This is a genomic window from Acinetobacter lactucae (assembly GCF_001605885.1).
Classification (GTDB): domain Bacteria; phylum Pseudomonadota; class Gammaproteobacteria; order Pseudomonadales; family Moraxellaceae; genus Acinetobacter; species Acinetobacter lactucae.
Map to the genome: position 1 here is coordinate 36,217 of NZ_LRPE01000005.1, position 21,191 is coordinate 57,407.

Annotated in this window: 25 protein-coding genes and 1 riboswitch; of the genes, 15 read left to right on the top strand and 10 right to left on the bottom strand. The window is 37.8% G+C overall.

Features of this window, described 5'->3' with window-relative positions; all coding sequences use genetic code 11:
* Positions 1–76 precede the first annotated feature (76 nt).
* The 7 genes from AWW73_RS02310 (at position 77) to AWW73_RS02340 (ending at position 7,235) form a co-directional block, all read left to right on the top strand.
* A complete protein-coding gene (locus AWW73_RS02310) occupies positions 77–2,350 on the top strand; it encodes a molybdopterin-dependent oxidoreductase (protein WP_062848636.1) in 2,274 nt (757 codons plus the stop codon).
* 228 nt (positions 2,351–2,578) lie between these two features.
* A complete protein-coding gene (gene moaA / locus AWW73_RS02315; RefSeq protein ID WP_081409460.1) occupies positions 2,579–3,619 on the top strand; it encodes a GTP 3',8-cyclase MoaA in 1,041 nt (346 codons plus the stop codon).
* Positions 3,620–3,874 (top strand): MoaD/ThiS family protein, encoded by a 255-nt coding sequence (locus tag AWW73_RS02320; protein ID WP_031948591.1) that lies wholly within the window; start codon positions 3,620–3,622, stop codon positions 3,872–3,874. It begins immediately after the preceding gene.
* A gap of 3 nt (positions 3,875–3,877) precedes the next feature.
* Positions 3,878–4,363: a molybdenum cofactor biosynthesis protein MoaE gene (locus AWW73_RS02325; protein ID WP_062848638.1), complete on the top strand. Its 486-nt coding sequence runs from the start codon at positions 3,878–3,880 to the stop codon at positions 4,361–4,363.
* Positions 4,364–4,386: 23 nt separating this feature from the next.
* Entirely contained in the window at positions 4,387–5,310 is a 924-nt protein-coding gene (moaCB, locus tag AWW73_RS02330) for a bifunctional molybdenum cofactor biosynthesis protein MoaC/MoaB (protein ID WP_000799986.1), read from the top strand.
* Positions 5,310–6,545: a molybdopterin molybdotransferase MoeA gene (locus AWW73_RS02335; RefSeq protein ID WP_062848639.1), complete on the top strand. Its 1,236-nt coding sequence runs from the start codon at positions 5,310–5,312 to the stop codon at positions 6,543–6,545. The genes moaCB and AWW73_RS02335 overlap by 1 nt, the downstream gene beginning before the upstream one ends.
* Before the next feature lie 207 nt (positions 6,546–6,752).
* Entirely contained in the window at positions 6,753–7,235 is a 483-nt protein-coding gene (locus AWW73_RS02340) for a winged helix-turn-helix transcriptional regulator (RefSeq protein ID WP_062848640.1), read from the top strand.
* A gap of 11 nt (positions 7,236–7,246) precedes the next feature.
* On the opposite strand, the gene AWW73_RS02345 is transcribed toward AWW73_RS02340, so the two are convergent.
* Positions 7,247–8,638: an aminotransferase-like domain-containing protein gene (locus AWW73_RS02345; RefSeq protein WP_062848665.1), complete on the bottom strand. Its 1,392-nt coding sequence runs from the start codon at positions 8,636–8,638 to the stop codon at positions 7,247–7,249.
* Between the two features lie 123 nt (positions 8,639–8,761).
* On the opposite strand from AWW73_RS02345, the gene AWW73_RS02350 reads away from it, so the two are divergent.
* Entirely contained in the window at positions 8,762–9,625 is an 864-nt protein-coding gene (locus AWW73_RS02350) for a DMT family transporter (RefSeq protein ID WP_062848641.1), read from the top strand.
* A gap of 2 nt (positions 9,626–9,627) precedes the next feature.
* Here AWW73_RS02350 and AWW73_RS02355 read toward each other — a convergent pair whose 3' ends face one another.
* Genes AWW73_RS02355 through tusD form a run of 4 tightly spaced genes read right to left on the bottom strand, consistent with a single transcriptional unit; the run spans position 9,628 to position 11,023 of the window.
* A complete protein-coding gene (locus AWW73_RS02355) occupies positions 9,628–9,939 on the bottom strand; it encodes a TusE/DsrC/DsvC family sulfur relay protein (protein ID WP_002115694.1) in 312 nt (103 codons plus the stop codon).
* 18 nt (positions 9,940–9,957) lie between these two features.
* Positions 9,958–10,242 (bottom strand): hypothetical protein, encoded by a 285-nt coding sequence (locus tag AWW73_RS02360; protein WP_031948584.1) that lies wholly within the window; start codon positions 10,240–10,242, stop codon positions 9,958–9,960.
* A 17-nt stretch (positions 10,243–10,259) separates the two neighbouring features.
* Complete coding sequence (locus AWW73_RS02365; RefSeq protein ID WP_016145663.1) at positions 10,260–10,610, bottom strand: hypothetical protein; 351 nt, start codon at positions 10,608–10,610, stop codon at positions 10,260–10,262.
* A 44-nt stretch (positions 10,611–10,654) separates the two neighbouring features.
* Positions 10,655–11,023: a sulfurtransferase complex subunit TusD gene (gene tusD / locus AWW73_RS02370; protein ID WP_002115623.1), complete on the bottom strand. Its 369-nt coding sequence runs from the start codon at positions 11,021–11,023 to the stop codon at positions 10,655–10,657.
* Between the two features lie 65 nt (positions 11,024–11,088).
* Here tusD and AWW73_RS02375 point away from each other — a divergent pair, with 65 nt between their 5' ends.
* On the top strand, positions 11,089–12,096 hold the full coding sequence (locus AWW73_RS02375) for an NAD-dependent epimerase/dehydratase family protein (protein ID WP_062848642.1): 1,008 nt from the start codon (positions 11,089–11,091) through the stop codon (positions 12,094–12,096).
* 116 nt (positions 12,097–12,212) lie between these two features.
* Entirely contained in the window at positions 12,213–13,607 is a 1,395-nt protein-coding gene (gene fumC / locus AWW73_RS02380; protein WP_005068873.1) for a class II fumarate hydratase, read from the top strand.
* Between the two features lie 96 nt (positions 13,608–13,703).
* Here fumC and AWW73_RS02385 read toward each other — a convergent pair whose 3' ends face one another.
* Positions 13,704–13,997, bottom strand: a complete 294-nt coding sequence (locus tag AWW73_RS02385) for a hypothetical protein (protein WP_016145661.1) — start codon at positions 13,995–13,997, stop codon at positions 13,704–13,706.
* Between the two features lie 171 nt (positions 13,998–14,168).
* Here AWW73_RS02385 and AWW73_RS02390 point away from each other — a divergent pair, with 171 nt between their 5' ends.
* Entirely contained in the window at positions 14,169–14,870 is a 702-nt protein-coding gene (locus AWW73_RS02390; protein WP_062848643.1) for an alpha/beta fold hydrolase, read from the top strand.
* Here the strand turns inward: AWW73_RS02390 and AWW73_RS02395 are convergent.
* Complete coding sequence (locus AWW73_RS02395) at positions 14,865–15,128, bottom strand: hypothetical protein (RefSeq protein ID WP_016145660.1); 264 nt, start codon at positions 15,126–15,128, stop codon at positions 14,865–14,867. The genes AWW73_RS02390 and AWW73_RS02395 overlap by 6 nt on opposite strands.
* A 226-nt stretch (positions 15,129–15,354) precedes the next feature.
* On the opposite strand from AWW73_RS02395, the gene AWW73_RS02400 reads away from it, so the two are divergent.
* The 3 genes from AWW73_RS02400 to AWW73_RS02410 all read left to right on the top strand — a co-directional run bounded on the left by AWW73_RS02400 (position 15,355) and on the right by AWW73_RS02410 (position 18,187).
* Positions 15,355–15,798, top strand: coding sequence for a BLUF domain-containing protein (locus tag AWW73_RS02400; RefSeq protein ID WP_031948581.1), 444 nt, complete (start codon positions 15,355–15,357; stop codon positions 15,796–15,798).
* A gap of 239 nt (positions 15,799–16,037) precedes the next feature.
* Positions 16,038–16,529 (top strand): hypothetical protein, encoded by a 492-nt coding sequence (locus AWW73_RS02405; protein WP_061874508.1) that lies wholly within the window; start codon positions 16,038–16,040, stop codon positions 16,527–16,529.
* A gap of 149 nt (positions 16,530–16,678) precedes the next feature.
* Positions 16,679–16,767, top strand: a riboswitch (glycine riboswitch).
* A 175-nt stretch (positions 16,768–16,942) separates the two neighbouring features.
* Positions 16,943–18,187 carry a D-amino acid dehydrogenase gene (locus AWW73_RS02410; protein WP_062848644.1) on the top strand — a complete coding sequence of 415 codons (1,245 nt, stop codon included), beginning with the start codon at positions 16,943–16,945 and terminating at the stop codon, positions 18,185–18,187.
* A gap of 44 nt (positions 18,188–18,231) precedes the next feature.
* Here the strand turns inward: AWW73_RS02410 and AWW73_RS02415 are convergent, their stop codons facing one another.
* Complete coding sequence (locus tag AWW73_RS02415) at positions 18,232–18,876, bottom strand: A1S_1983 family putative colistin resistance protein (protein WP_062848645.1); 645 nt, start codon at positions 18,874–18,876, stop codon at positions 18,232–18,234.
* Positions 18,877–18,976: 100 nt separating this feature from the next.
* Between AWW73_RS02415 and ispF the strand changes: the two genes are divergently transcribed.
* Entirely contained in the window at positions 18,977–19,468 is a 492-nt protein-coding gene (gene ispF, locus AWW73_RS02420) for a 2-C-methyl-D-erythritol 2,4-cyclodiphosphate synthase (protein WP_062848646.1), read from the top strand.
* On the opposite strand, the gene AWW73_RS02425 is transcribed toward ispF, so the two are convergent.
* Together AWW73_RS02425 and argF are read right to left on the bottom strand one after the other, a co-directional pair.
* A complete protein-coding gene (locus AWW73_RS02425; RefSeq protein ID WP_062848647.1) occupies positions 19,456–19,980 on the bottom strand; it encodes a protein tyrosine phosphatase family protein in 525 nt (174 codons plus the stop codon). The genes ispF and AWW73_RS02425 overlap by 13 nt on opposite strands.
* A gap of 193 nt (positions 19,981–20,173) precedes the next feature.
* Positions 20,174–21,091 carry an ornithine carbamoyltransferase gene (gene argF / locus AWW73_RS02430; RefSeq protein WP_062848648.1) on the bottom strand — a complete coding sequence of 306 codons (918 nt, stop codon included), beginning with the start codon at positions 21,089–21,091 and terminating at the stop codon, positions 20,174–20,176.
* Between the last annotated feature and the right edge of the window lie 100 nt (positions 21,092–21,191).

Genomic DNA, 21,191 nt, shown 5'->3' on the forward strand with positions numbered 1-21,191 from the left:
TTAGAATTTAAGTTCTATTTTGGAACTTGTTGTTTTCATTCTAGCCAGATGTATAAAAATAAATGGAGCCAGAAAAATGATCGATGCAGTTCAGCAAAATAAAACAGATGTGACCGCATGTATTTTGTGTTCTAGAAACTGCGGTTTAAGTGTTGAAGTTAAAGATAATCAGTTTGTCAAAATTAAAGGCAATCCTGAGCATCCATTTTCTCAAGGGTACATTTGCCAAAAAGCTGCCAGATTACAACACTACCAGAAACATGCAGACCGTTTGACCGCACCTTTAAAACGCCAGCCAGATGGTTCATTTCAAGAAGTGAGCTGGGATGTCGCCATTCAAGAAATTGCTGATCGATTAGTACAGATTAGAGATAATTTTGGTGGGACAGCTTTTGCATCTGTTGGGGGCGGTGGTCAAGGCAATCATCTAGGTGCAGCTTATGGTCGACAACTCTTACTGGCTATGAAAAGTTATTATGCTTATAACTCGCTTGCACAAGAAAAAACGGGTGATTTCTGGCTCAATGGGCGTTTGTTCGGGAGCCAGGCTTGCCATACCACAGAAGATGTTGAATATGCCGATTATGTTCTTTTTATTGGGACAAATCCTTTTCAGGCCCATGGTATTCCCAACGCACGAGACACGTTAAAACATATTAAGAAAGATCCGAACCGCACCATGGTGGTGTTTGATCCACGTGTTACTGAAACAGCAAAACAAGCAGATATTCATGTGCAATTAAAACCGGGGACAGATGCTTTTTTAATGTCGGCGATGATTGCAATCATTATTAAAGAAAAGCTTTATGATGCAGCGTTTATTGAGCAGCACACACAAGGGTTTCAAGAGGTAAAAGCTGCCTTTAGCAGTGTCCCGATTGAAGACTATATTGCTAAAGCTGATGTTCCAATCGATTTGATTTACCAAGTGATTCGAGACTTTGCAAAGGCAAAAAGAGGCTGTGTGCGGATTGATTTAGGTATTCAACATACTTTAAATACGACATTAAATGGCTATTTAGAAAAACTACTGTACTTAGTGACTGGAAACTTTGGAAAGCAAGGTACCAATAATTTGCATACCATGTTTATTCCAATCTTAAGCGATACAGATGAAAGAAAGCCGAAGTATAGACGTAGTGTTTACCATAAAATGTTCCCAATTTCTGGGTTCTTTCCCCCTAATATTTTACCCGATGAAATCTTAAAAGCAGGGGAAAAACGAATTCGTGCTGTGTTTGTAGATAGTTGTAATCCGCTATTAACTTACCCTGATACATCTGCCTACGAAAAAGCCTTTAAAGCATTAGATTTGTTGGTTGTGGTCGATGTTGCCATGACAGAAACAGCAAGACTAGCGGATTACATTTTGCCTGCTCATACTCAATTTGAGAAATGGGAATTTACTGGCTTTAATCTTGAGTTTCCTAAGAATGGCTTTCACCTGCGACATCCCGTATTGACTGCTCAAGCAAACACATTACCAGAAGCCGAAATATATACACGATTACTTGAAGCCATGCAGGTGATTCCAAAACGCTTTCCAATTTTAGAAAAAATAGCTTCAGTTGACTCTAAGAAAACAGCCTATTTACCGTACTTGTCGGCATTAGGGCTTACTTTTGCGCGAAATAAAAAATATATCCCTTTTGCTGCCTCTATCATTTATCGAACTCTTGGTAAACGAATTGGCAATTCTGCAGATTCAGTTGCTTTTTTATTGCCGTTATCGATTCAATATGCTTTCTTGCATACTAAGGCTGTACGTCGTGCAGGTTACAAAGGTAATCCTTTAACCTTAGGCGTTCGTTTATTTGAACAAATTTTAAAGCAACGTTCAGGTGTGGTGTTATCGCAACATGAATATGACGAAGTCTGGAAATTGGTGGCTTATAAAGATAAGAAAGTACGTCTTGCTATTCCAGAGATGTTAAACGAGCTAGCAAATTTAAAAAATCATCAGGTTAATGCTGAAGAGTTTCCATTCATACTTTTATCAGGTGAGCGACGTAGTTATAACGCCAATCAAATTTACCGTGATCCTGCTTGGCGAAAAGTAGATGCTGAAGGGGCTTTACGAATTCATCCTGAAGATGCAAGACAGCTAAATGTAGATGCAGGAGGTCAGCTCAAATGTATCTCACAACATGGAGAAATTCAGGTTACTGTAGATTTTGATGAGGGAATGCGAAAAGGTGTGGTGTCACTTCCACATGGCTATGGCATGCGTTTCCAAGGGGGAGAGCCAATTGGACCACAATTAAATCTGCTAATTTCTGGTGAGCATTGTGATCCTTTATCTAAAACGCCGTACCATAAATATGTACCCATACGTTTAGAAAAGTGCTAGAAATAGAGCAGACATATAACAGGTTGACGCCACAAAGGTTTTGTAAAGCTTTAAAAACTGAGCTAAAACGGTAAGGCGAATATTTTAATTAAAACCCAAAGAATTATGGATGATAAATAGAATTGGAACAAATTTTGCTATAAAGATTAAAGCACTACTAAGGCGCAATTTTTTAAGTTTAATTGCTCATAATCAGTGCTAGCAATATTTGAACTGTTCTCGACATGAGTGCAAAAGATGAAACAATATCACTCTGAAAATACGCCATCTGTTCTACAAGACCAATATGGGCGTATCAAGCGAAAGTTACGAATTTCGGTAACCGATCGCTGTAATTTTAAGTGTGTATATTGCATGCCTGAACATCCTGAATGGCTAAATAAACAAGATTTGCTTAGTTTTGAGGCGCTTTTTCAGTTTTGCAGTTTTATGGTGCAACATGGTGTTGAAAGCATCCGTATTACGGGTGGAGAGCCATTAATGCGTCAAGGTATTGTCCATTTCGTCCGTGATTTACAAGCTTTAAAAGTATTAGGCTTAAAACGTATTTCAATGACCACCAATGGACATTATCTGGCTAAATACGCTCAGCAATTAAAAGATGCTGGTTTAGATGACTTAAATATTAGTTTAGATAGTCTTGATCCGATTCAATTTAAAGAACTCACCAAGAAAAAATTAGATTCAGTTCTTGAAGGTATTCAAGCTGCAAAAGATGCAGGTCTACCTTTTAAAATTAACTGCGTGTTAATGAAAAATAAAAATGACGATCAAATCTTACCCATGGTGAGATGGTCAATTGCTAACTATATTCCACTACGTTTTATTGAATTCATGCCACTTGATGGTGATGCACTTTGGTCAAATAAAGATGTGGTGAGTGAAGCTGATATTTTACAGGCTTTACAACCGCATTATTCAGTACAAGTTATCGAGCAGCAGCATGAACCAGCGCGCCAATATCTGCTTAACAATAGCTATGCTCTAGGCATCATTTCAACCATTACTCATTCATTTTGCCACCAATGTGATCGCATACGACTAACAGCACAAGGTGAGTTGTATAACTGTCTATTTGCGCAGCAGGGTTTAAATATTAAGCCACAGCTTCAAGCATTATTGCGCGCACAGAACTCAAGCGATCATCTGCTACATAGTCAGCAGTTAAAAGAGAGAGTTATGCCGTATATCTGGAACAAAGCCAAAGGCTTTCATGCCTTACAACATCAACAAACCCGTAAAATCAGTATGCATATGCTTGGGGGATAAATGCAGCAATCTATCCAAATTAAAATCGAATCGTTCGGTGCAATTGAAAAATTGCTTCCCCAAAATCTTTCGATTGTTTGTCCTACCAATATTTTAGTGAAAGATGTCTTAGATCAAATTGTTAGTTTACATCCAGAATGTACACAGGCCATGGAAAAATGTGCGTGTGCGATAGAGGATAACGTTATAACCAGACAATCTGCCTTAAGTCAGCCGTGTACTTTGGTCTTATTGTCACCAGTTGCAGGAGGCTAAGCCATGCGAGATTTTGCCCGTATACAAGAGCAGGCTTTAAGTCTAGATACCTTTGATCCAATTGAATCATTTCCTGAATGCGGTGGAATTGATATTTTTATGGGTACGGTTCGTAATCATCATGAAGGCAAGGCTGTTAAGGCGTTGAAATATACCTCCTATAAACCGCTTTCTGAAAAAATGATACGTGAAATTGAACTGGAAATTGAGAAAAAGTATCAGGTATCTTATGTGCGAGTGATTCATCGGATTGGATATTTAGATGTTGGTGAAACAGCAATTATTGCAATTGCTTATGCAGCCCATCGCCGTGAAGCTTTTCAAGCATGTGAAGAAGCAGTTGAGCGCGTAAAGCATGAAGTACCTGTATTTAAAGAAGAGTTCTTTACAGATGGCACGAGTCACTATGTAGAAGGCTGCTGTATTCGTAAGGATGCACCGCACGAACACAAACATCACCATCATACCGGCCATGAACACTCACACTGAAATAAGCACGACTAGGATAAATAATGAAAAACGTAGGAATGAAGCCGGAAAGTTATCGTGTTGCTGAAGCACAAGCCATTTTATATGCACCACCACACTGTATCGAATTATTAAGACAAGGAAATACTGAAAAAGGGGATGCATTAAAAACTGCACGTGTTGCAGGAATCTTGGCAGCAAAACGAACTGATGAGCTGATTCCTTTGTGTCATCCACTGCCGATTTATCGTGCAGATGTTGAATATGAATTAGAACATGATTTTGTAAAGATTATTACCGTGGTTGAAACCATTGGTCCAACTGGCGTAGAAATGGAAGCCTTAACTGCTGCCAGTCTTGCAGGGTTAACCATTTATGATATGTTAAAACCGCATTGTGAACCAGAAGAGCTCTGGATGGATCAATGTAAATTGCTTAAGAAAAAAGGTGGGAAATCACACTTTAAGCGAGTTCTTCGTCAGCCTGTTTCGGCGGCTGTTATTGTGCTGTCCGATACTGTCGCTGCGGGTAGAAAGCCAGATACTGCCGGAAAATCTGTAGTTGAAACTTTAACCGAGGCAGGATTCGACCCAATTCATTACCAAATTTTGCCAGATGAAGCGGATACTTTAAAAAACTTAGTGCTTGAGCTGAGCAAATCATATGCTTGCATTATGACCGTTGGCGGTACTGGAATTGGTAAGCGTGATATTACGGTTGATACGCTAGAGCCACTTCTTGAACGTAAGCTAGATGGGTTAATGGAAGCTGCACGATCTTTTGGACAAAAACGCACGCCATATGCTGCAATGTCGCGTGGAGTAGCTGGTTTTATTGATCGTTCTTTAGTGGTGACTTTACCGGGAAGCCGTGGTGGAGCAAGTGAATCAATGGCTGCTATCCTACCAGCATTAGTACATATTTTTGATGTTTGCCGTGATTTACCACATCCGGGAGGCTATGAATAATGTCAGGTTGTGGCACAGAACGTGGGTTGATTAGCATCGATGAAGCAATTGAGCTGATGAGTAATCATCCTAAAAAATTAGGTTCAATTCAGCAAGCGCTTCAAAATAGCCTAAGCAGGTATCTTGCTAAAGAAATTTATTCAGAAATTAATTTGCCAAGCTTTTCTCAAAGTGCTGTAGATGGTTATGCGTTGTGTAGCCATGCAGAAGATTTAAATAATCAAAAGTTTCAGGTTACTGGTGAAATTCGTGCTGGAAGCGAAAGTCATGACATTTTGAGTGAAGGTCAGGCAATTCGTATATTTACGGGGGGTAAAATTCCTGAAGGCACAACACATGTTGCGAGGCAAGAAATAGTAGAGGTCATTTCAGCACAAGAAATTTCGTTAACTGAACATATTCGCTCTCAAGCTGATATCCGTTTTACTGGCGAAGAAATCCAGAACGGACAGTTGCTTGCACAAGTTGGACAGTTTCTAAATATTGGAAGCTTGGCTGCTTTAAGTATGGCAGGTGTACAAACGGTTGAGATTTACCGTGTACCGAAAGTCGCTGTTTTAGTTACTGGTGATGAAGTTGCCGAAAAAGCAGAAGATCTTGCCGAAGGTAAAATTTTTGATGCAAATGGTCCATTATTAAAAGCTTGGTTTAAAGATTATGGCTTAGAGGTTGAAATTATTCATGTAGCAGATGAGGCAGCACAGGTCACACAATATTTCGACCGATTAAAAGATAGTCATGATGTCATCATAACCACAGGCGGAGTGTCTGTAGGCGACTATGATTTTGTTCGACCATGCGCTTTTGAAGTTGGTTTTGAACAAATCTTTTGGAAAGTAAAACAAAAGCCGGGTAAGCCAATCTTTTTTGCTGAATATTCTCAACCTGAAAAAGATCATCAGTGTTATTTATTAGGATTGCCGGGTAATCCTGCTGCGGTCTATGTCTGTATGCAGGTCTACGGTAAAGCATTGCTTGACACTTTGCAGGGAAACTCGGCAGGGCCAGAGTGGTTTAGTGCAATTTTGGATCATGATTTAAAAGAAGATGGACGTGAGCGCTTTCTACGAATGCATGCTTATTTTGACAATGGACAACTCAAAGTTAAAAGTCTGGCAAAACAACAATCGCACATGCTCAGTAATTTAATGCAGGCCAATTGTCTGGTCCGAATTCCGGCAAATGTAAAATTGGAAGCGGGTTATATATTGAAAGGTGTATTCATTTCAAATTAATGATAAATATGGCTCACTATACAATTGGGTGAGTTATATTTGTTAAGCAAATTTATATAATAACTTTCTATTTTTTTATAATGATAATTCTTTTATAAAATTCATAAGAAGTTATTTTTATAATGAATCTTGCATAAATCGTGCTAAGTGGTTTAGGGTATAAATAATAGGGCCATTAGGCTAGTAAATATCGAGGAACGCATAAAGATGAAATGGGACGACATCGGTGATCAACCTTGTTCGGTTGCTCGTATGCTATCAGTAATTGGCGATCGATGGACGATGCTAATATTACGTAATGCTTTTATGGGAATACGCCGTTTTGACGATTTTCAAAAGTCATTAGGTGTAACTCGTCATGTCCTTTCGGATCGTCTAAAGCGTTTAGTTGAATATGAAATTTTAGTCAAAGCTCCTTATTTTGACCGTCAGGAACGTTTTGAATATAAATTGACTGATAAAGGTTTTGAGCTTTATCCAATTATCTTATCTATGGCAAATTGGGCAGATAAATGGATGGATCAGGGTTTGGGTAAACCTTTAGAATATCGTCATAAAAATTGTGGTCATAAGTTTGAACCAGTGATGGTGTGTTCGGTTTGCCGTGAACCTTTACATGCAAAACAAGTTCAGGTTTCAGCTGGGCCGGGTTATTTTGCATATATGCAGCAAAAACAGAAACAAGCCTAATTTATTACTAATTATGAAGACTCTTGTTGAATCGCATCAGCTAGAGTCTTATAGATGTGGTCATGATTTGACTGCGTTACATTAAAACGTATGAATTGACCAGCATTAGGAGCTTGGCTAAACGCATTTCCTGGTGCAAGAATAACTTGATGGTTAATACAATATTTTGCAATTTTTGAAGCTTCAACTCCCTCTGGCAAATGACACCAAACAAAAATTCCAGCTTGAGGCTTAATCCATGGCTTGATACCTAATGGTTCAAGTTTAGTAATCGTATCGTGCATCGCTTTTGTTAAACGAACCTTTAGTAATTCTATATGTTTACGGTAAGATCCATCTGTTAAAGCACTTAATAAAACTTCAGCCGATACTCCATTGTGAGAAAAGCTAGTGGCAATTTTTAGGTCAGTGAGCTGATCAATCCATTCTGGTTTTGCAATAATATAACCACAGCGAATAGATGCTGATAACGTTTTAGAAAAACTTCCAATAAAGATTACACGTGAAAGATTATCCAAAGCAGCAAGCCGAGGAGCAGGGCTATATTCAAAATCTGAAAAAATATCATCTTCAACAACAATCAAATTGGATTGCTCAATAAGCTTTAATAATTGATGCGCCGTAGAAAGAGAAAGTATTGCTCCAGTTGGATTGTGAATTCCTGAGTTGGTTATATAAAGACGCGGATTATAAGTTTCAATTGCTTCTTTAAATGCCTCTAAGTCAGGGCCTGTGGGTGTGTAGGGAATGCCAATTACCTTGACTTGATGAACTTTAAGTAAAGCATGAAAATTGAAATAACAAGGATCATCAATCAAAACCACATCATCAGGTTTTAATAAAAATCGGCAAACCAGATCAATCGCTTGAGTCCCTGAGTCTGTTAAAAGCACCTGATTAAGGTTTGCGTTTATCCCTTTTGCTTGAGCGCGTCTTGCCAGTAAGTCACGTAGAGCGGGTAATCCTAACGGTGTTGAATAACTCATCAAGCAATCATCTGGGCTTCTTGCAGCTGATCTTAATGCTTTACGAATACTGTCTAATGGCATCCAGTCATCGGGTAACCAACCGCAGCCAGGCTTAAAAACATCTGCTTTTGCTTCCAAAGATTGACGTGAAATCCATAATGGATCGACTGAGCGATCTAATTGTGGGCCTAATTCACTTAAAGTTAAAGGTGCGAGCGGACCAACAATATAAAAACCAGATCCAGTTCTTGATTCGATTTTGCCTAAAGCAATTAATCGTTCATATGCTTCTACAACCGTTGATACAGAAAAGCCGAGGTCATTTGCTAACTTACGAACAGAAGGTAAGCGTGCTCCAGGCATTAAAGACCGATTTTTTATTTGTTGCTCAATCTCTGAAATAACAATTTCAATTTTTGTTTTGCTCTGATTCACTGACTTAAAATCCCAACTGTACTGGTTATTAGTACATAACAGTTCTTTTAAATTGTACTGCTTTGTATCTGGTTTAATCACCTTAGCACAGCTTAAATTCTTCGTATAGTGACGGAGAAAATTATGAATAGGTTTATGAATGGCTGGGTGAATGGTTTTATTGGCGTAGCTATTTTTGCGGGTTCATTGCCAGCAACACGTGTCGCTGTAATGGGTTTCGATCCTGGTTTTTTAACCGCAGCACGTGCGGCAATTGCCGGGATTTTAGGTCTTATTCTGATATTAGTTTTAAAACAAGAGAAACCAGCTAAGCAAGATTGGTGGCCTCTTGTCATTGTTGCTTTAGGTGTGGTGATAGGTTTTCCACTATTTACAGCACTTGCCCTGCAGTACATGAATGCAGCTCATTCTATCGTTTTTGTTAGCCTTTTACCCCTTGCAACAGCAATATTCGCTGTATTGAGAGGAGGCGAAAAACCAAATCAATTTTTCTGGATATTTGCAGTCTTGGGGAGTGCGGTTGTCTTCGCTTATATGTTTTTCATTTCTGGTGATACATCACTTGGGATGGGTGACTTTTATATGTTAATGGCAATTATTTTTTGTGGCTTTGGCTATGCTGAGGGTGGCGTACTTTCGCGCAAAATAGGTGGGTGGCAGGTCATTTGTTGGGCGCTTATTTTGTCACTACCTTTTATGCTGTTTCTGACTGTTTTTTATATGCCAGCTTCATTTCAGAGCGTGTCTACGTCAGCTTTAGTTGGCCTTATTTATGTGTCTTTATTTAGTATGCTGATTGGCTTTTTCTTTTGGTACAAAGGGCTTGCTCAAGGAGGAATTGCTGCAATTAGCCAACTACAACTCTTACAGCCTTTAATGGGGTTAGGTATTGCTGCGGTCTTGTTAAACGAACAAGTAAGTTGGTCAATGTTGGTGGTTACAGCAGCAACTATTTTATGCGTTGCTGCCGCCAAAAAGTTTACTTAATTTTATAAACAATTTGCTGGTTTAGGGATCCCTGCTAAACGACTTAAATGACGCGCCACTAAACCAGTATTAAATTGTTGCTGTAAAACAGCATTATTAATCTCTGGACTTACCGTTTTCATTAAAAATTTAATCAGTGGGCGAGTTGCTGGAGAATGTCCAAACTGTTGATAAAACTGACGTACAGCCGCTAAGACTTCAAAATGCCAATCAGTGAGTTCAAGATCAAGCGATTTGGCAAGTTCTTGTGCAACTTCGGGATTCCAAATTGTGTAATCAACCAAATGACCATCTTGGTCTAATTCTAGATTCATGAAACCAGCCTAAATATATTATTTAAGAGAAATACAGCGATTAAACGTCAAAATCAGATCAGCAAATTGATCATAATCTAATACATTCATCTGAGCTAAAGTATCGGTATCAAGTAAGTTTTTTTCGACGCTTAAACATGAAACAGATTCAAATGATTGAATCATTTCAGCAGAAAGCTGTGCAACTGATTCACCCATAAAAACAATCTGGTCACCTGCCTGAAAAAGATGACTTAACTCATCAATAATCTTAGGCGTAGCGTGGTAAGAAGATTGCACAAGATAAAGCGTTGATGGATTCATTAAACTTACACCTTCATCTACCAATATAGAACATGATCAAAAGATTGAATAAATTCAGCATTCAACTGAACAAATTCAATCTCTTGTTCGGTTTTTTGTACAAGAGGATGTTGCTGATTTTTACTTTCAATCAGAATGGGGCTCAAGTCGTAGAACTCAAAACTTTCGACCATATTTGAAGCCACTTTAAAAGCCTGAGCAAACTGATCAAAGCTCAAATCATTTTGCAAAAGACTAAGAGCAGCATCTTTCAATAATACTTTGACGGGTGAGCCAAAGGTTGCTAAAACCATAGTAGCGGAAAGGCTTTCATTGATTTGAAGACTGGTTAAATTGGCTTGGCTTAAAATGACGAGTACAGATTTCACACAATATACCTTTTAAAAGCAACAATCTAAGCAAACAAAGTAACTTAAAATTGAATAAGACGAGATGCTGACTGTACTGCATCAGCAAGTTCACCTAACCCGACAAGTTCAAAGTCTTTGGCAAGGTTGTGATGAGTAAGGTGATGGCGACTGGCATTTTCTGCATCTGTAATACCACGAGCGAGGGCAGCACTCACACAAACAGGAAGACGAATCGCAAGCTTTTGCCATTCATGCGTTAAATTACGCTGGTCGTCAGGAACCCATTGAAAATCATTAGCAACCTGCACGCCATCTTGGTAAAAGAATACACGGAAGTCTTCATTTTTACTTTTGAGTGCCTGAGCAAGCCCTAACGCATGCCAAGCATGAATGGAAGTAGGAGCAGAGGTAATTAGTAGTAATGTACTCATTGAGAATTCACTATGGTCATACGTCTAAATGGGCGTAGATACATTAAGAGAAAGGTAAGTATACAATGATTTTAGTGACAGGTGGTTTAGGCTTTATCGGTTCACACATTGCATTGAGTCTTATGGCTCAAGGGCAAGAAGTGGTAATCGTCGATAATTTGGCTAATTCGACCTTGCAAACGCTTGAACGGCTAGAATTTATTTCTGGTATGTACGTTCCATTTGTCAAACTTGATGTACGTAATACACCAGCATTGAATAAGGTGTTTGAGCAATACTCAATTGATGCGGTTATTCATACTGCCGGATTCAAATCAATTGAAGAATCTAACCTTAAACCTCTTGAATATTACAATGATAATGTCAGTTGCATCATGAGTTTATTACGCGCCATGCAACGTACAGGTGTTCGTCACTTTATTCACTTGTCTAGTCTTGCAGCTTATGGGAAATCTGGGTTGCAATTAAGCGAAACAGAAGAATTTAATTACGCTTATCCTAATCCTTATATTAAGTCTCAACAGATGATTGAAGAAATTATCCGTGATACTTATAAAATTGACCATGAGTGGAAAATTGCAATCTTGCGCTTATCTAATATTGTAGGTGCATTTGAACATGGTGTACTCGGAGAGTATGTCGCTCAGCTCCCTAAAAATATCGTACCACTTGCGATGCAAGTCGCAGCCATGCAGCGTGATTTGATTGAATTACAAGATCAAGCCGAAACGTCAGATCATACGACTGAACGTAGTTTTCTACATGTTTTAGATTTATGCGAGGCGGTGAGCGCGAGTTTACATTGGCTGCGTGATCAAACACATTGTTGTGAAGCATTTAATATTGCCCATGATCAAGTTCATTCAATTCGTCAATTACTCGATGAAATTTCCCAAGCCACCCAAGCTGAGATTCCGACACAATCAGCAATTTATAAACATGTTGAGTTAGGTCAAGTTGGGGCTAATATTGGGAAAGCAAAAACCTTATTGCAATGGTCGCCAAAACGCACGTTAAAACAAATGATCGAAGATGAATGGCGCTTTTATCAAAATACGCTAAATGGAAGATAAGATAATGATTCTTATTTACAATGCTGGTATGGTTGAGTAGGATATTCAAAATTAACTAGCCAGAGCAAATACTTGCTTCAGCCCGTGAGTTCTTTATTGAGATAACCGAGGTTTCTATGCAAACACGAATTGAACATGACACGATGGGTGAGATTGAAGTTCCGAATGAAGCATTGTGGGGGGCACAGACTCAACGCAGCTTGCAGAACTTTAAAATCGGGCAAGAACGATTACCGCGTGCCATGATTCGAGCAATGGGTTTGGTCAAAAAGGCTGCTGCAATAACCAATGCTGAACTTGAACAATTACCACAAGATTTGAGCCAATATATTGTGGGTGCAGCTGAAGAGGTCATTGATGGCAAATGGGATTCACAGTTTCCTTTAGTTGTCTGGCAAACGGGTTCTGGTACGCAAAGTAACATGAACTGTAATGAAGTGATTGCCAATATTGCAAACCAGAAATTAGGGCAAGCTTTAGGTGCACAAAAACCAGTACATCCAAATGATCATGTCAATCGTGCTCAATCAACAAACGACTCGTTTCCAACGGCTATTCATGTTGCAGCAAGTTTGCAAATTAACGAATTACTCATCCCTGCCGTTGAGCAACTTAAAGCGACTTTGCAAAAAAAGTCTGACGAATTTCAAGACATCGTCAAAATTGGCCGTACCCATTTGCAAGATGCCACACCATTAACTTTAGGCCAAGAGTTTAGTGGCTATGTTTCTCAGCTTGAGCATGGATTGGTTAGATTACAACAAGCCTTAAGTGGTTTATATGAGTTGCCATTGGGCGGAACTGCTGTAGGAACCGGGTTAAATGCACATCCTGACTATGCAGTGAAAGCAGCAGCTCAGCTTGCTCTACTTACAGGTTTGCCATTTGTAACTGCGCCTAATAAATTTGAAGCACTAGCGGGGCGTGATGCAGCTGTTTTTGCATCAGGTGCATTGAAAACTTTAGCTGTAAGCTTAAATAAAATTGCGAATGATATTCGTTGGTTGGCCAGTGGTCCACGCTGTGGTTTCGGTGAAATCCGTATTCCTGAAAATGAACCTGGTTCAAGCATTATGCCGGGGAAAGTAAATCCGACACAAAGTGAAGCAATGACCATGGTTGTCGCGCAAGTGCTTGGAAATGATACGACCATTAACGTGGCTGGTGCTTCCGGTAACTTTGAGTTAAACGTATTTATGCCTGTAATTGCTTATAACTTATTGCAGTCTATTCAATTGCTTGGTGATGCGTGTAATAGTTTTAACGACCACTGTGCGGTAGGAATTGAGCCTAATCGCGATAAGATTGACCACTTCTTACATAACTCTCTCATGTTGGTCACAGCGTTAAACCCAGTGATTGGTTATGAAAACTCTGCAAAAGTTGCAAAGACTGCTTATAAAGAAAATAAAACGTTGAAGCAGGTTGCTGTTGAGCTTGGTTTGGTTACAGCAGAGCAATTTGATGAAGTGGTAAAACCTGAAAAAATGGTTTCACCAAATAGCAAGTAATCACTAAAACAATGTAAGCATTAATGTGTATATAAAAGCCCTCATCCGAGGGCTTTTATAGGTAGAGACTAACTTATAGCTTGAGATAGGAAAATATCAAAGTAAGCCTTCTATATATTCCCAACCATGAGATTTCATCGCTTCAAATTTCTTTTTTAGCTCTTCTTTTTCGTGGTCATGAGGATCGCCTGCTAAAAGAACATGGTACGAGTTAGATTCTGGTTCTATGGTCACTTCAATAATTTCTACGGGTTGAATCACTCCACTCTCAGTTAAACCAGAGTCGATAAAACACATTCCTTTTACAGGAATAACAGTACAGTCATATTCTTTGGAAATAAAATAATTATTTGCTGAGGCGGAATACGTACGTGATGCTCTAACTTTCATGTGTACCTCCTTCAAGCGTAATAGAATGCTTTAGTCTGGCGCGCTTCTAAAGTTAATACTGTTTAATTTATATAGTGATTTTATTTTTTACTTCAATATTCTAGTTATCGATTTTTTTATTAGCATAAAATGCTGTTAGCTATAATTTACAAGTAAGGTATTAAAAAACTTATGAATCAAAAGCCACTTTCAGTTGTTTTAATTCCTGGTTATATGCTTGACGAATCTCTGTGGAATGAAGTCATAAATGAGGTGCCTAAAGAGTGGAATACATATCGAGCTACTTTAAAAGAAGGACAAACAATAAAAGAGATTGCTCAGAATATTGCTAAAAATGCGCCTGAGAACTTTGTACTAATTGGATTCTCACTTGGAGGATACATTGCGAGATCTATAGTGGAGCAATTTCCTCAAAAAGTTAAGGCGCTTGTTTTAATAGCGTCTTCATTACGCTCAGATACAGAAGAGCAGAAAAATCAAAAGTTAACGGCGATTAAACTTAACACGGGGAAAAATTTCCATGGGCTAAGTTCAATATCGATTGAAAAAACACTTCATCCATCGAATGTTCAGAATCGCGCTCTTGTAAAAAGAATCCAAGAGATGGGCAGGGCTTTAGGTTATGAAGAGTTCGTTAAACAATCTATGTTAGATAGAAGTTCTTATGATATGAGTAAGATCACATGCCCAACTTTAATTATTTCTGGTGCAGAGGACCAGCTGCGTTCTAAGGAAGAAGCGATAGAATTATTAGATCAGTTGCCACATGCAAAGCTTGAGATAATTAAAAATACGGGCCATATGATTCCGATTGAACAGCCGAAGATATTGGTTTCAGTGATTTCAACTTGGTTAAGTACTTATCTTTTATGAGGGTCTAATTTTCGTTTTCTTTGTAAGGATCTTAATAATTCTGAAAACTTGATTACCAAGTTTGATCTTTTGATGAATAGTTGCATGATCCAGTTGATCCCATAATTCAAATGGAAAAAACTCTGAACTATGATCAAATATCCATAACCATTGGTAACTATTGTTAAGCGTATTTTTATCAAAACGAACATCTTGAACTTTCACAATCTTAAACTGTTTATGATGTTCGTCTTGAAGAATAATTTCATGATTCTCCATTAGACATCCATACATTAAAGATAATTTTCAATTGTACTAAACTTAATGCTGTTAGATTAAGTTGTTAAGTTGGCATTAATTTACAAAAGATTTCGGGTTGTTAAAGTTTGTCATTTTTCAAAATGAAAAAAATCTTTACTTTTGAAATACAAGGTTTTAAATAGCTTACATTGTAAGAAGAGAGTGTAGATGTCAGAATATATTCAATCTATTTTCGAGTATCGCTATGAGTTTAATAGGCTTTATGTATGCAAGTAAAACCAATAGTGAACATAGTCAAATAAAACAAGATTTAATTGATATTCTCACAGAGGCAGTTAGCTTTAACTCTCATAATGATATTACAGGGGTGCTTTACTACGGTAATGGATACTTCTTGCAGTATTTGGAAGGTGAGAAAGAGCAGGTCGAATCGCTATTTTATAATTTAATTTTGAAAGATTCGAGACACCAGAACTGTGAAATCATTTTTTCAGAACGATCCGAACAACGGCTATTTAAACACTGGAGTATGAAATTTGCTCCTATTAATACGAAAATAAAAGATTTCTTTCATCATCATCATGTTGATGAGTTTAATCCATATCTGCTTAACACTACTTCTATTCCTTCTTTTATTAAATTGCTTGTAGATCAACCCAATCACAAAGTTGATCAATACCAAGTTTAATCAAAACTAGGGATTAAAGTGGATCTTAAGTTTTCTATTTAAAGTTAAGCTCTCTTCGGAGAGCTTTTTATCACAAAGCTAAACTTTCACTAATTAATAGAGAATTGGCGTTGAATAAGCTGTCATAATTGTTAAAATGCCCACCTTGTCCTGTTTTTATATTGTTTTTTGTTTTGCATTTATTTTGCAAAGTTAGAGATAAAATTATTAAAAACAGCTGCTTAGTTAAGGATTTTTGAATGCTCTCTATTTATTTGACAGATACCCAACAACATGTGCAATTTAATGATTATCCTAGTGATCAGCCAGTTAAGTTTCTGTTAAATCTTAAAAAGATTTTCCCAAGTACAGCGGATTTATTATTACCAGTTTTACCTGAAGATAATAATTTGGAAAATGTTACATGGGAATCAACCTCAAAAGATTTTGGAATCTTTAAAAAGCTATTAGCGGGATGGGGTGTTATTGAGCTTCGTTTAAATGCAATTACTGCTTATAAAGATAAAAACTTTGCAAATGAGCTAGTGAAACAAGCACAGGTAAAACGTAAGAAAACAGCACAAAAAAATCATCAGCTTTCTTTAGTTGCTCTAGATTATATTTTTATGCACGAAGTTCATGCATTGATTGATGCTGAACTGGTCACTATTGGTGAGAAATTCTACTTACCAACCTTGCGTGAGCAATGGAAAGGTACAGTTACAGACCAAGTACTCAACGGAAAACTTTAATTTAAGTACAAAAGGTGAATTTATAAAGATTCACCTTTTTTATTATTAATTAAATCAATATCTTATAATTTTAAGAATGCTTATACAAAAGTTTACAAGAAAAGAATGCGTTTTTTTCAATGTGGCAGATACATTGCTTATATAAATACAAAATTATTGCGGGAGAGAGGTTCATTAAGAACCCGCCGAAGGAGCAACAAGCCCGGAAACTCTCAGGCAAAAGGACTGTAATAATTAAAAAATCTGGAGAGAAGCTTAGATTTATAAGAATGGAAAACAATAACTTATAAATTATAAACTCACCGAAGGGGAAGATCTAAACGTTAAAAGGTAACGTTGAGGTCGAAACTCTCAGGTACCAATGACAGATGGGCTGTACTGATGAAATGTTTTGCATTTCTGAGGAGTCTGTTATGCCACATGTTATTGTGATAGGTGCGGGAATCACAGGGGTTACCTCTGCTTATGAATTATCGCAACTGGGTTATCAAGTCACAGTGATTGATCGACATTTGTATCCTGCAATGGAAACGTCATTTGCCAATGGAGGGCAACTATCGGCTTGTAATGCCGAAGTATGGAACCAAAAAGCCACCGTGATTAAAGGCTTTAAATGGATGAGACAAAAAGATGCTCCTCTATTGTTAAACCCTTCATTTAGTTTGCATAAGTATAGTTGGCTAGTTGAATTTCTATCACATATTAAAAACTATGAAGCGAATACGATAGAGACAGTCCGTTTGGCATTACTCGCTCGTAAGCGTCTGTTTGAAGTTGCTGAAAAAGAACAGCTCGAGTTTGACTTGGAGAAGCGTGGAATTCTCCATATGTATCATAGTAAGGCTGACTACGAGATTGCTAAACAAGTCAATAACGTATTGAATAAAGGTACATTGGAACGCTATTCGGTTTCACCTGATGAAATGAAAGCAATAGAACCATCTTTGACAGGTGACTATTTCGGCGGCTATTACACGCCAAGTGATGCAACGGGTGATATTCATAAATATTCAACCTCTTTGGCTGAGAAGACTAAACAATATGGCGTTCAATATAAGTTCGGCCTAGAAGTTATGGATATTAAGTGCGGCGTAGACAAAGTAGTCGTGACTTGTCAGCCAAGTGCGGAGCATCCTTATCTGGTTGAGTCCGATAACATTCAACTTGAGGGTGATGTGCTTGTAGTTTGCGGTGGTGTAGGAAGTTATCAACTCGCCGATATGATTGGAGAGCGAGTAAATGTCTACCCAGTAAAAGGTTATTCAATTACTGTGCAGTTAAAAGATGAGCACAGTGTAAACAATGCTCCTTGGGTGAGCTTGCTAGATGAAAGTGCAAAGATCGTGACTTCTCGTTTAGGTAAGGATCGTTTGCGTGTAGCGGGGACTGCTGAGTTCAATGGTTATAACCGCGACATACGGGCTGATCGTATTCAACCATTAGTGAATTGGGTTAATCGTAACTTTGATATTTCAACTGAGCATGTAGTGCCTTGGGCAGGGTTAAGACCGATGATGCCAAACATGTTGCCTGTTGTTAAGCAATCTAAACAACCTCGTGTTTTTTATAATACAGGGCATGGACATTTAGGTTGGACTTTGTCTGCGGCAACCGCAGTTTTAGTCGGTCAGGATATTGCTCAAAAATATCCAGTGTAGAAAGTAAAAAGCCAGTGTTCAAACACTGGCTTTTATTTAAAGAGTTAATCATATAAGCGGTAGATTCCGCTAAAACGTTCACAGCCTTTTTGCTGGGTTTTCACATTAAGTAAGGCTTTTTGAAAATTAAACTGATATTTACAGTTGTGCTCATTGTCTAAAATTTCACTTTTTTGTTCAGGTGAACTATAGGCCATCAATGAAATCGTTTGAGTTTCCTTGCGGTTATTTGGATTACGGTATGCTATCCCTTCAATTTTGATTTTATCTTTCGCGAGTTGATGGACTTGAATGTGTACAGGCTGAGCTGCTATATGTCCATTTTCAAACTTAAGATAATGCTGGGTAAGCGTTTGCTTAAGCGACGCATAAAAATTTAAGTCATCAGTACGTAAATCAAACTGTTGTTGAATGCATGTATTACTCTTGCATTGCTGAGTATGTTTAGACCATAACTTTTGTGTATCCTGTAAGAGCTGTAAGGGGGCATCAGTAACTAAATATGCAGAAAGATATTTATTATTGAGTTCTTTTCTTGATTCACTAAATGTTTTTGAGCAGATTTTAAGCTCAGCTCCAGTATTGGAGCAGTCTATTGATTCTGCAAAGACAAAAGGTGAACATAAACAACTCAGTGTCACGACAAAACTTAATCTTTTCAATTGATTCATATCAGTATTAGACAGCATGATCGCTTATACTTTCAGTCTACTTTGCTAGGTGTACTATAGCGAAACAGAACGGCTGAATACAAGATTTCTTAAGTTTTTATGGAAGGTAATAATTTATATGGTTGCTCAGATTCGTATTGGACAAGGAATGGATGTACACGCCTTTGAAGAGGGGGACTTCGTTACATTGGCGGGTATTCAAATTCCACATACACATGGTTTGAAAGCACACTCTGACGGTGATGTTGTACTTCATGCGCTATGTGATGCTTTATTAGGTGCTTTAGCGCTTGGAGATATTGGACAACATTTTCCTGATACTGACCCAGAATACAAAGGTGCAGATAGCCGAGTATTGTTAAAGCATGTTTATCAATTGATCTTAGACCGTGGTTATCAGTTAAATAATGCCGATATTACTGTAGCTTGTGAGCGTCCAAAATTAGCTAAGCATAATCTACAAATGCGTCAAAGCATTGCTGATGTTCTAAATGTAGATATTAATCAAATTAGCATTAAAGCAACGACAACCGAAAAACTTGGGTTTACCGGTCGTCAAGAAGGTATTTTGGCTACAGCGACTGTTTTAGTTTCTCATCACACTAAGTGATCAGCCTGCTGTAAAGACTGCTGAAGTTCTAAAGTTGCCTTACGGCCTTGTAGCTGTAAGGTAATACTATGAATGAGTCCTGTCCAAGTTTCATTAGGCTCCCAAATTTCGTGTAGTAAATCTTGAGAAGTGGGCATATCCATATTCATATAAAACTGTCTGTAAACATACATTAGACAGCTTGAACGATCATTTTTGGAACAATGCACCCAAATAATCTCGTTTTGAACTAAGTGATCAATCAGATCAAGCACGAGTAAACATTGTTCTGCTGATGGGGTTTCCCAATCAATTGGAATATGGATGTAATTTAAACCAAGGTCTAAACAAATACGATCTTCATTCTCAATATGATTTGGAGCATTAGTTAAAGCAAGATTAATGACTGTGCTACAGCCATACTCTTTAATCAATTTTAGTTGTTCAACAGAAGGCTGTCCCGAACTAAATAAATGTTCATGAATAATCGAAAATGCGGGAATTTGAGATAATGATTGTTCAAGGGTTGTCATGATCGCACTCTACAAGAGTAGGCTTAGCTTATTGTGTAGAATGTTATACACGATTCTAGAGAATAGTTGAAATACAGCCTGCTTATATATTCGACAACGTTATCAAAATTTTAAAAATAATTAACTGGAAAAGTACAAGTCTTTTAAAATAAAAAAACAGCATCATAAAGATGCTGTTTTTTTATTTAAATAGTTAAGCTTTTAGATTTTCATTCAATAAAAATTCAACTAAAGCTTTTTGAGCATGAAGACGATTTTCTGCTTCATCCCATACGACTGCATTTTTATGATCGAGCATGGTTTCAGAAATTTCTTCACCACGATGAGCAGGTAAGCAATGCATGAATAAACAGTCAGGGTGACCAAGGCTCATTAATTTTTCGTTAACCTGAAAATTAGCAAAGGCCTTTTCACGAAGTTTTTGCTCTTCTTCTTGGCCCATGCTTGCCCATACATCTGTCACAATAAGATCAGCATTTACTGCTGCATCTTCCGCATTATCAAAAAGCTCAACACAATGACCAAACTCTGCTAAAAATTCAGGTTTAGGTTCATATCCTTTTGGCGATGCAATTTTGAGTTTGAAACCCATCATGTGTGCAGCTTCAATATATGAATTACACATATTATTACCATCACCAATCCAAGCAACGGTTTTGCCTTCAATGCTGCCGCGGTGTTCAATATAAGTTTGTAAGTCAGCAAGTAACTGGCATGGATGATGATCATCAGTTAAGCCGTTAATTACAGGAACTTTTGAATAAGATGCAAAGCGTTCAACAATGTCATGACCAAAAGTACGAATCATCACAATATCAAGCATACTTGAAATTACACGTGCTGAGTCTTCAATTGGTTCACCACGGCCTAATTGTGTGTCACGAGGCGATAAAAAAATCGCACTACCGCCAAATTGGTTAATACCTGCTTCAAAAGAGATACGTGTACGCGTACTTGATTTCTCAAAAATCATTCCCAATACTTTACCGACAAAAGGCTGGTAGACCTTATTGTCATGTTGCATTTTTTTAAGTTCGCTTGCGCGTTCTAAAATGCGATTAAGTTCTAGAGTGGATAGATCACGTAAAGTCAGGAAATGTCTTAGAGCCATGTAGCTACTCCATAATAATTGTTTTGAAATACAACAATTATCTGTTGTTGGCTGGGTGGATGTGGGAAAAAAGAAGTCTACTATACTATAAGCATTTTAA

Bases quoted from the DNA above. Each gene is read 5' to 3' on its own strand.
- moaCB (WP_000799986.1), top strand. From the start codon at position 4,387: ATGAAAAACGTAGGAATGAAGCCGGAAAGTTATCGTGTTGCTGAAGCA.
- AWW73_RS02310 (WP_062848636.1), top strand. From the start codon at position 77: ATGATCGATGCAGTTCAGCAAAATAAAACAGATGTGACCGCATGTATT.
- tusD (WP_002115623.1), bottom strand. From the start codon at position 11,023: ATGAGTACATTACTACTAATTACCTCTGCTCCTACTTCCATTCATGCT.
- AWW73_RS02400 (WP_031948581.1), top strand. From the start codon at position 15,355: ATGAGTTTAATAGGCTTTATGTATGCAAGTAAAACCAATAGTGAACAT.
- AWW73_RS02385 (WP_016145661.1), bottom strand. From the start codon at position 13,997: ATGAAAGTTAGAGCATCACGTACGTATTCCGCCTCAGCAAATAATTAT.
- AWW73_RS02350 (WP_062848641.1), top strand. From the start codon at position 8,762: ATGAATAGGTTTATGAATGGCTGGGTGAATGGTTTTATTGGCGTAGCT.
- fumC (WP_005068873.1), top strand. From the start codon at position 12,213: ATGCAAACACGAATTGAACATGACACGATGGGTGAGATTGAAGTTCCG.
- AWW73_RS02325 (WP_062848638.1), top strand. From the start codon at position 3,878: ATGCGAGATTTTGCCCGTATACAAGAGCAGGCTTTAAGTCTAGATACC.
- AWW73_RS02425 (WP_062848647.1), bottom strand. From the start codon at position 19,980: ATGACAACCCTTGAACAATCATTATCTCAAATTCCCGCATTTTCGATT.
- AWW73_RS02410 (WP_062848644.1), top strand. From the start codon at position 16,943: ATGCCACATGTTATTGTGATAGGTGCGGGAATCACAGGGGTTACCTCT.
- AWW73_RS02390 (WP_062848643.1), top strand. From the start codon at position 14,169: ATGAATCAAAAGCCACTTTCAGTTGTTTTAATTCCTGGTTATATGCTT.
- AWW73_RS02405 (WP_061874508.1), top strand. From the start codon at position 16,038: ATGCTCTCTATTTATTTGACAGATACCCAACAACATGTGCAATTTAAT.
- AWW73_RS02340 (WP_062848640.1), top strand. From the start codon at position 6,753: ATGAAATGGGACGACATCGGTGATCAACCTTGTTCGGTTGCTCGTATG.
- AWW73_RS02320 (WP_031948591.1), top strand. From the start codon at position 3,620: ATGCAGCAATCTATCCAAATTAAAATCGAATCGTTCGGTGCAATTGAA.
- AWW73_RS02395 (WP_016145660.1), bottom strand. From the start codon at position 15,128: ATGGAGAATCATGAAATTATTCTTCAAGACGAACATCATAAACAGTTT.
- ispF (WP_062848646.1), top strand. From the start codon at position 18,977: ATGGTTGCTCAGATTCGTATTGGACAAGGAATGGATGTACACGCCTTT.
- AWW73_RS02335 (WP_062848639.1), top strand. From the start codon at position 5,310: ATGTCAGGTTGTGGCACAGAACGTGGGTTGATTAGCATCGATGAAGCA.
- AWW73_RS02415 (WP_062848645.1), bottom strand. From the start codon at position 18,876: ATGCTGTCTAATACTGATATGAATCAATTGAAAAGATTAAGTTTTGTC.
- AWW73_RS02355 (WP_002115694.1), bottom strand. From the start codon at position 9,939: ATGAATCTAGAATTAGACCAAGATGGTCATTTGGTTGATTACACAATT.
- argF (WP_062848648.1), bottom strand. From the start codon at position 21,091: ATGGCTCTAAGACATTTCCTGACTTTACGTGATCTATCCACTCTAGAA.
- AWW73_RS02375 (WP_062848642.1), top strand. From the start codon at position 11,089: ATGATTTTAGTGACAGGTGGTTTAGGCTTTATCGGTTCACACATTGCA.
- AWW73_RS02360 (WP_031948584.1), bottom strand. From the start codon at position 10,242: ATGAATCCATCAACGCTTTATCTTGTGCAATCTTCTTACCACGCTACG.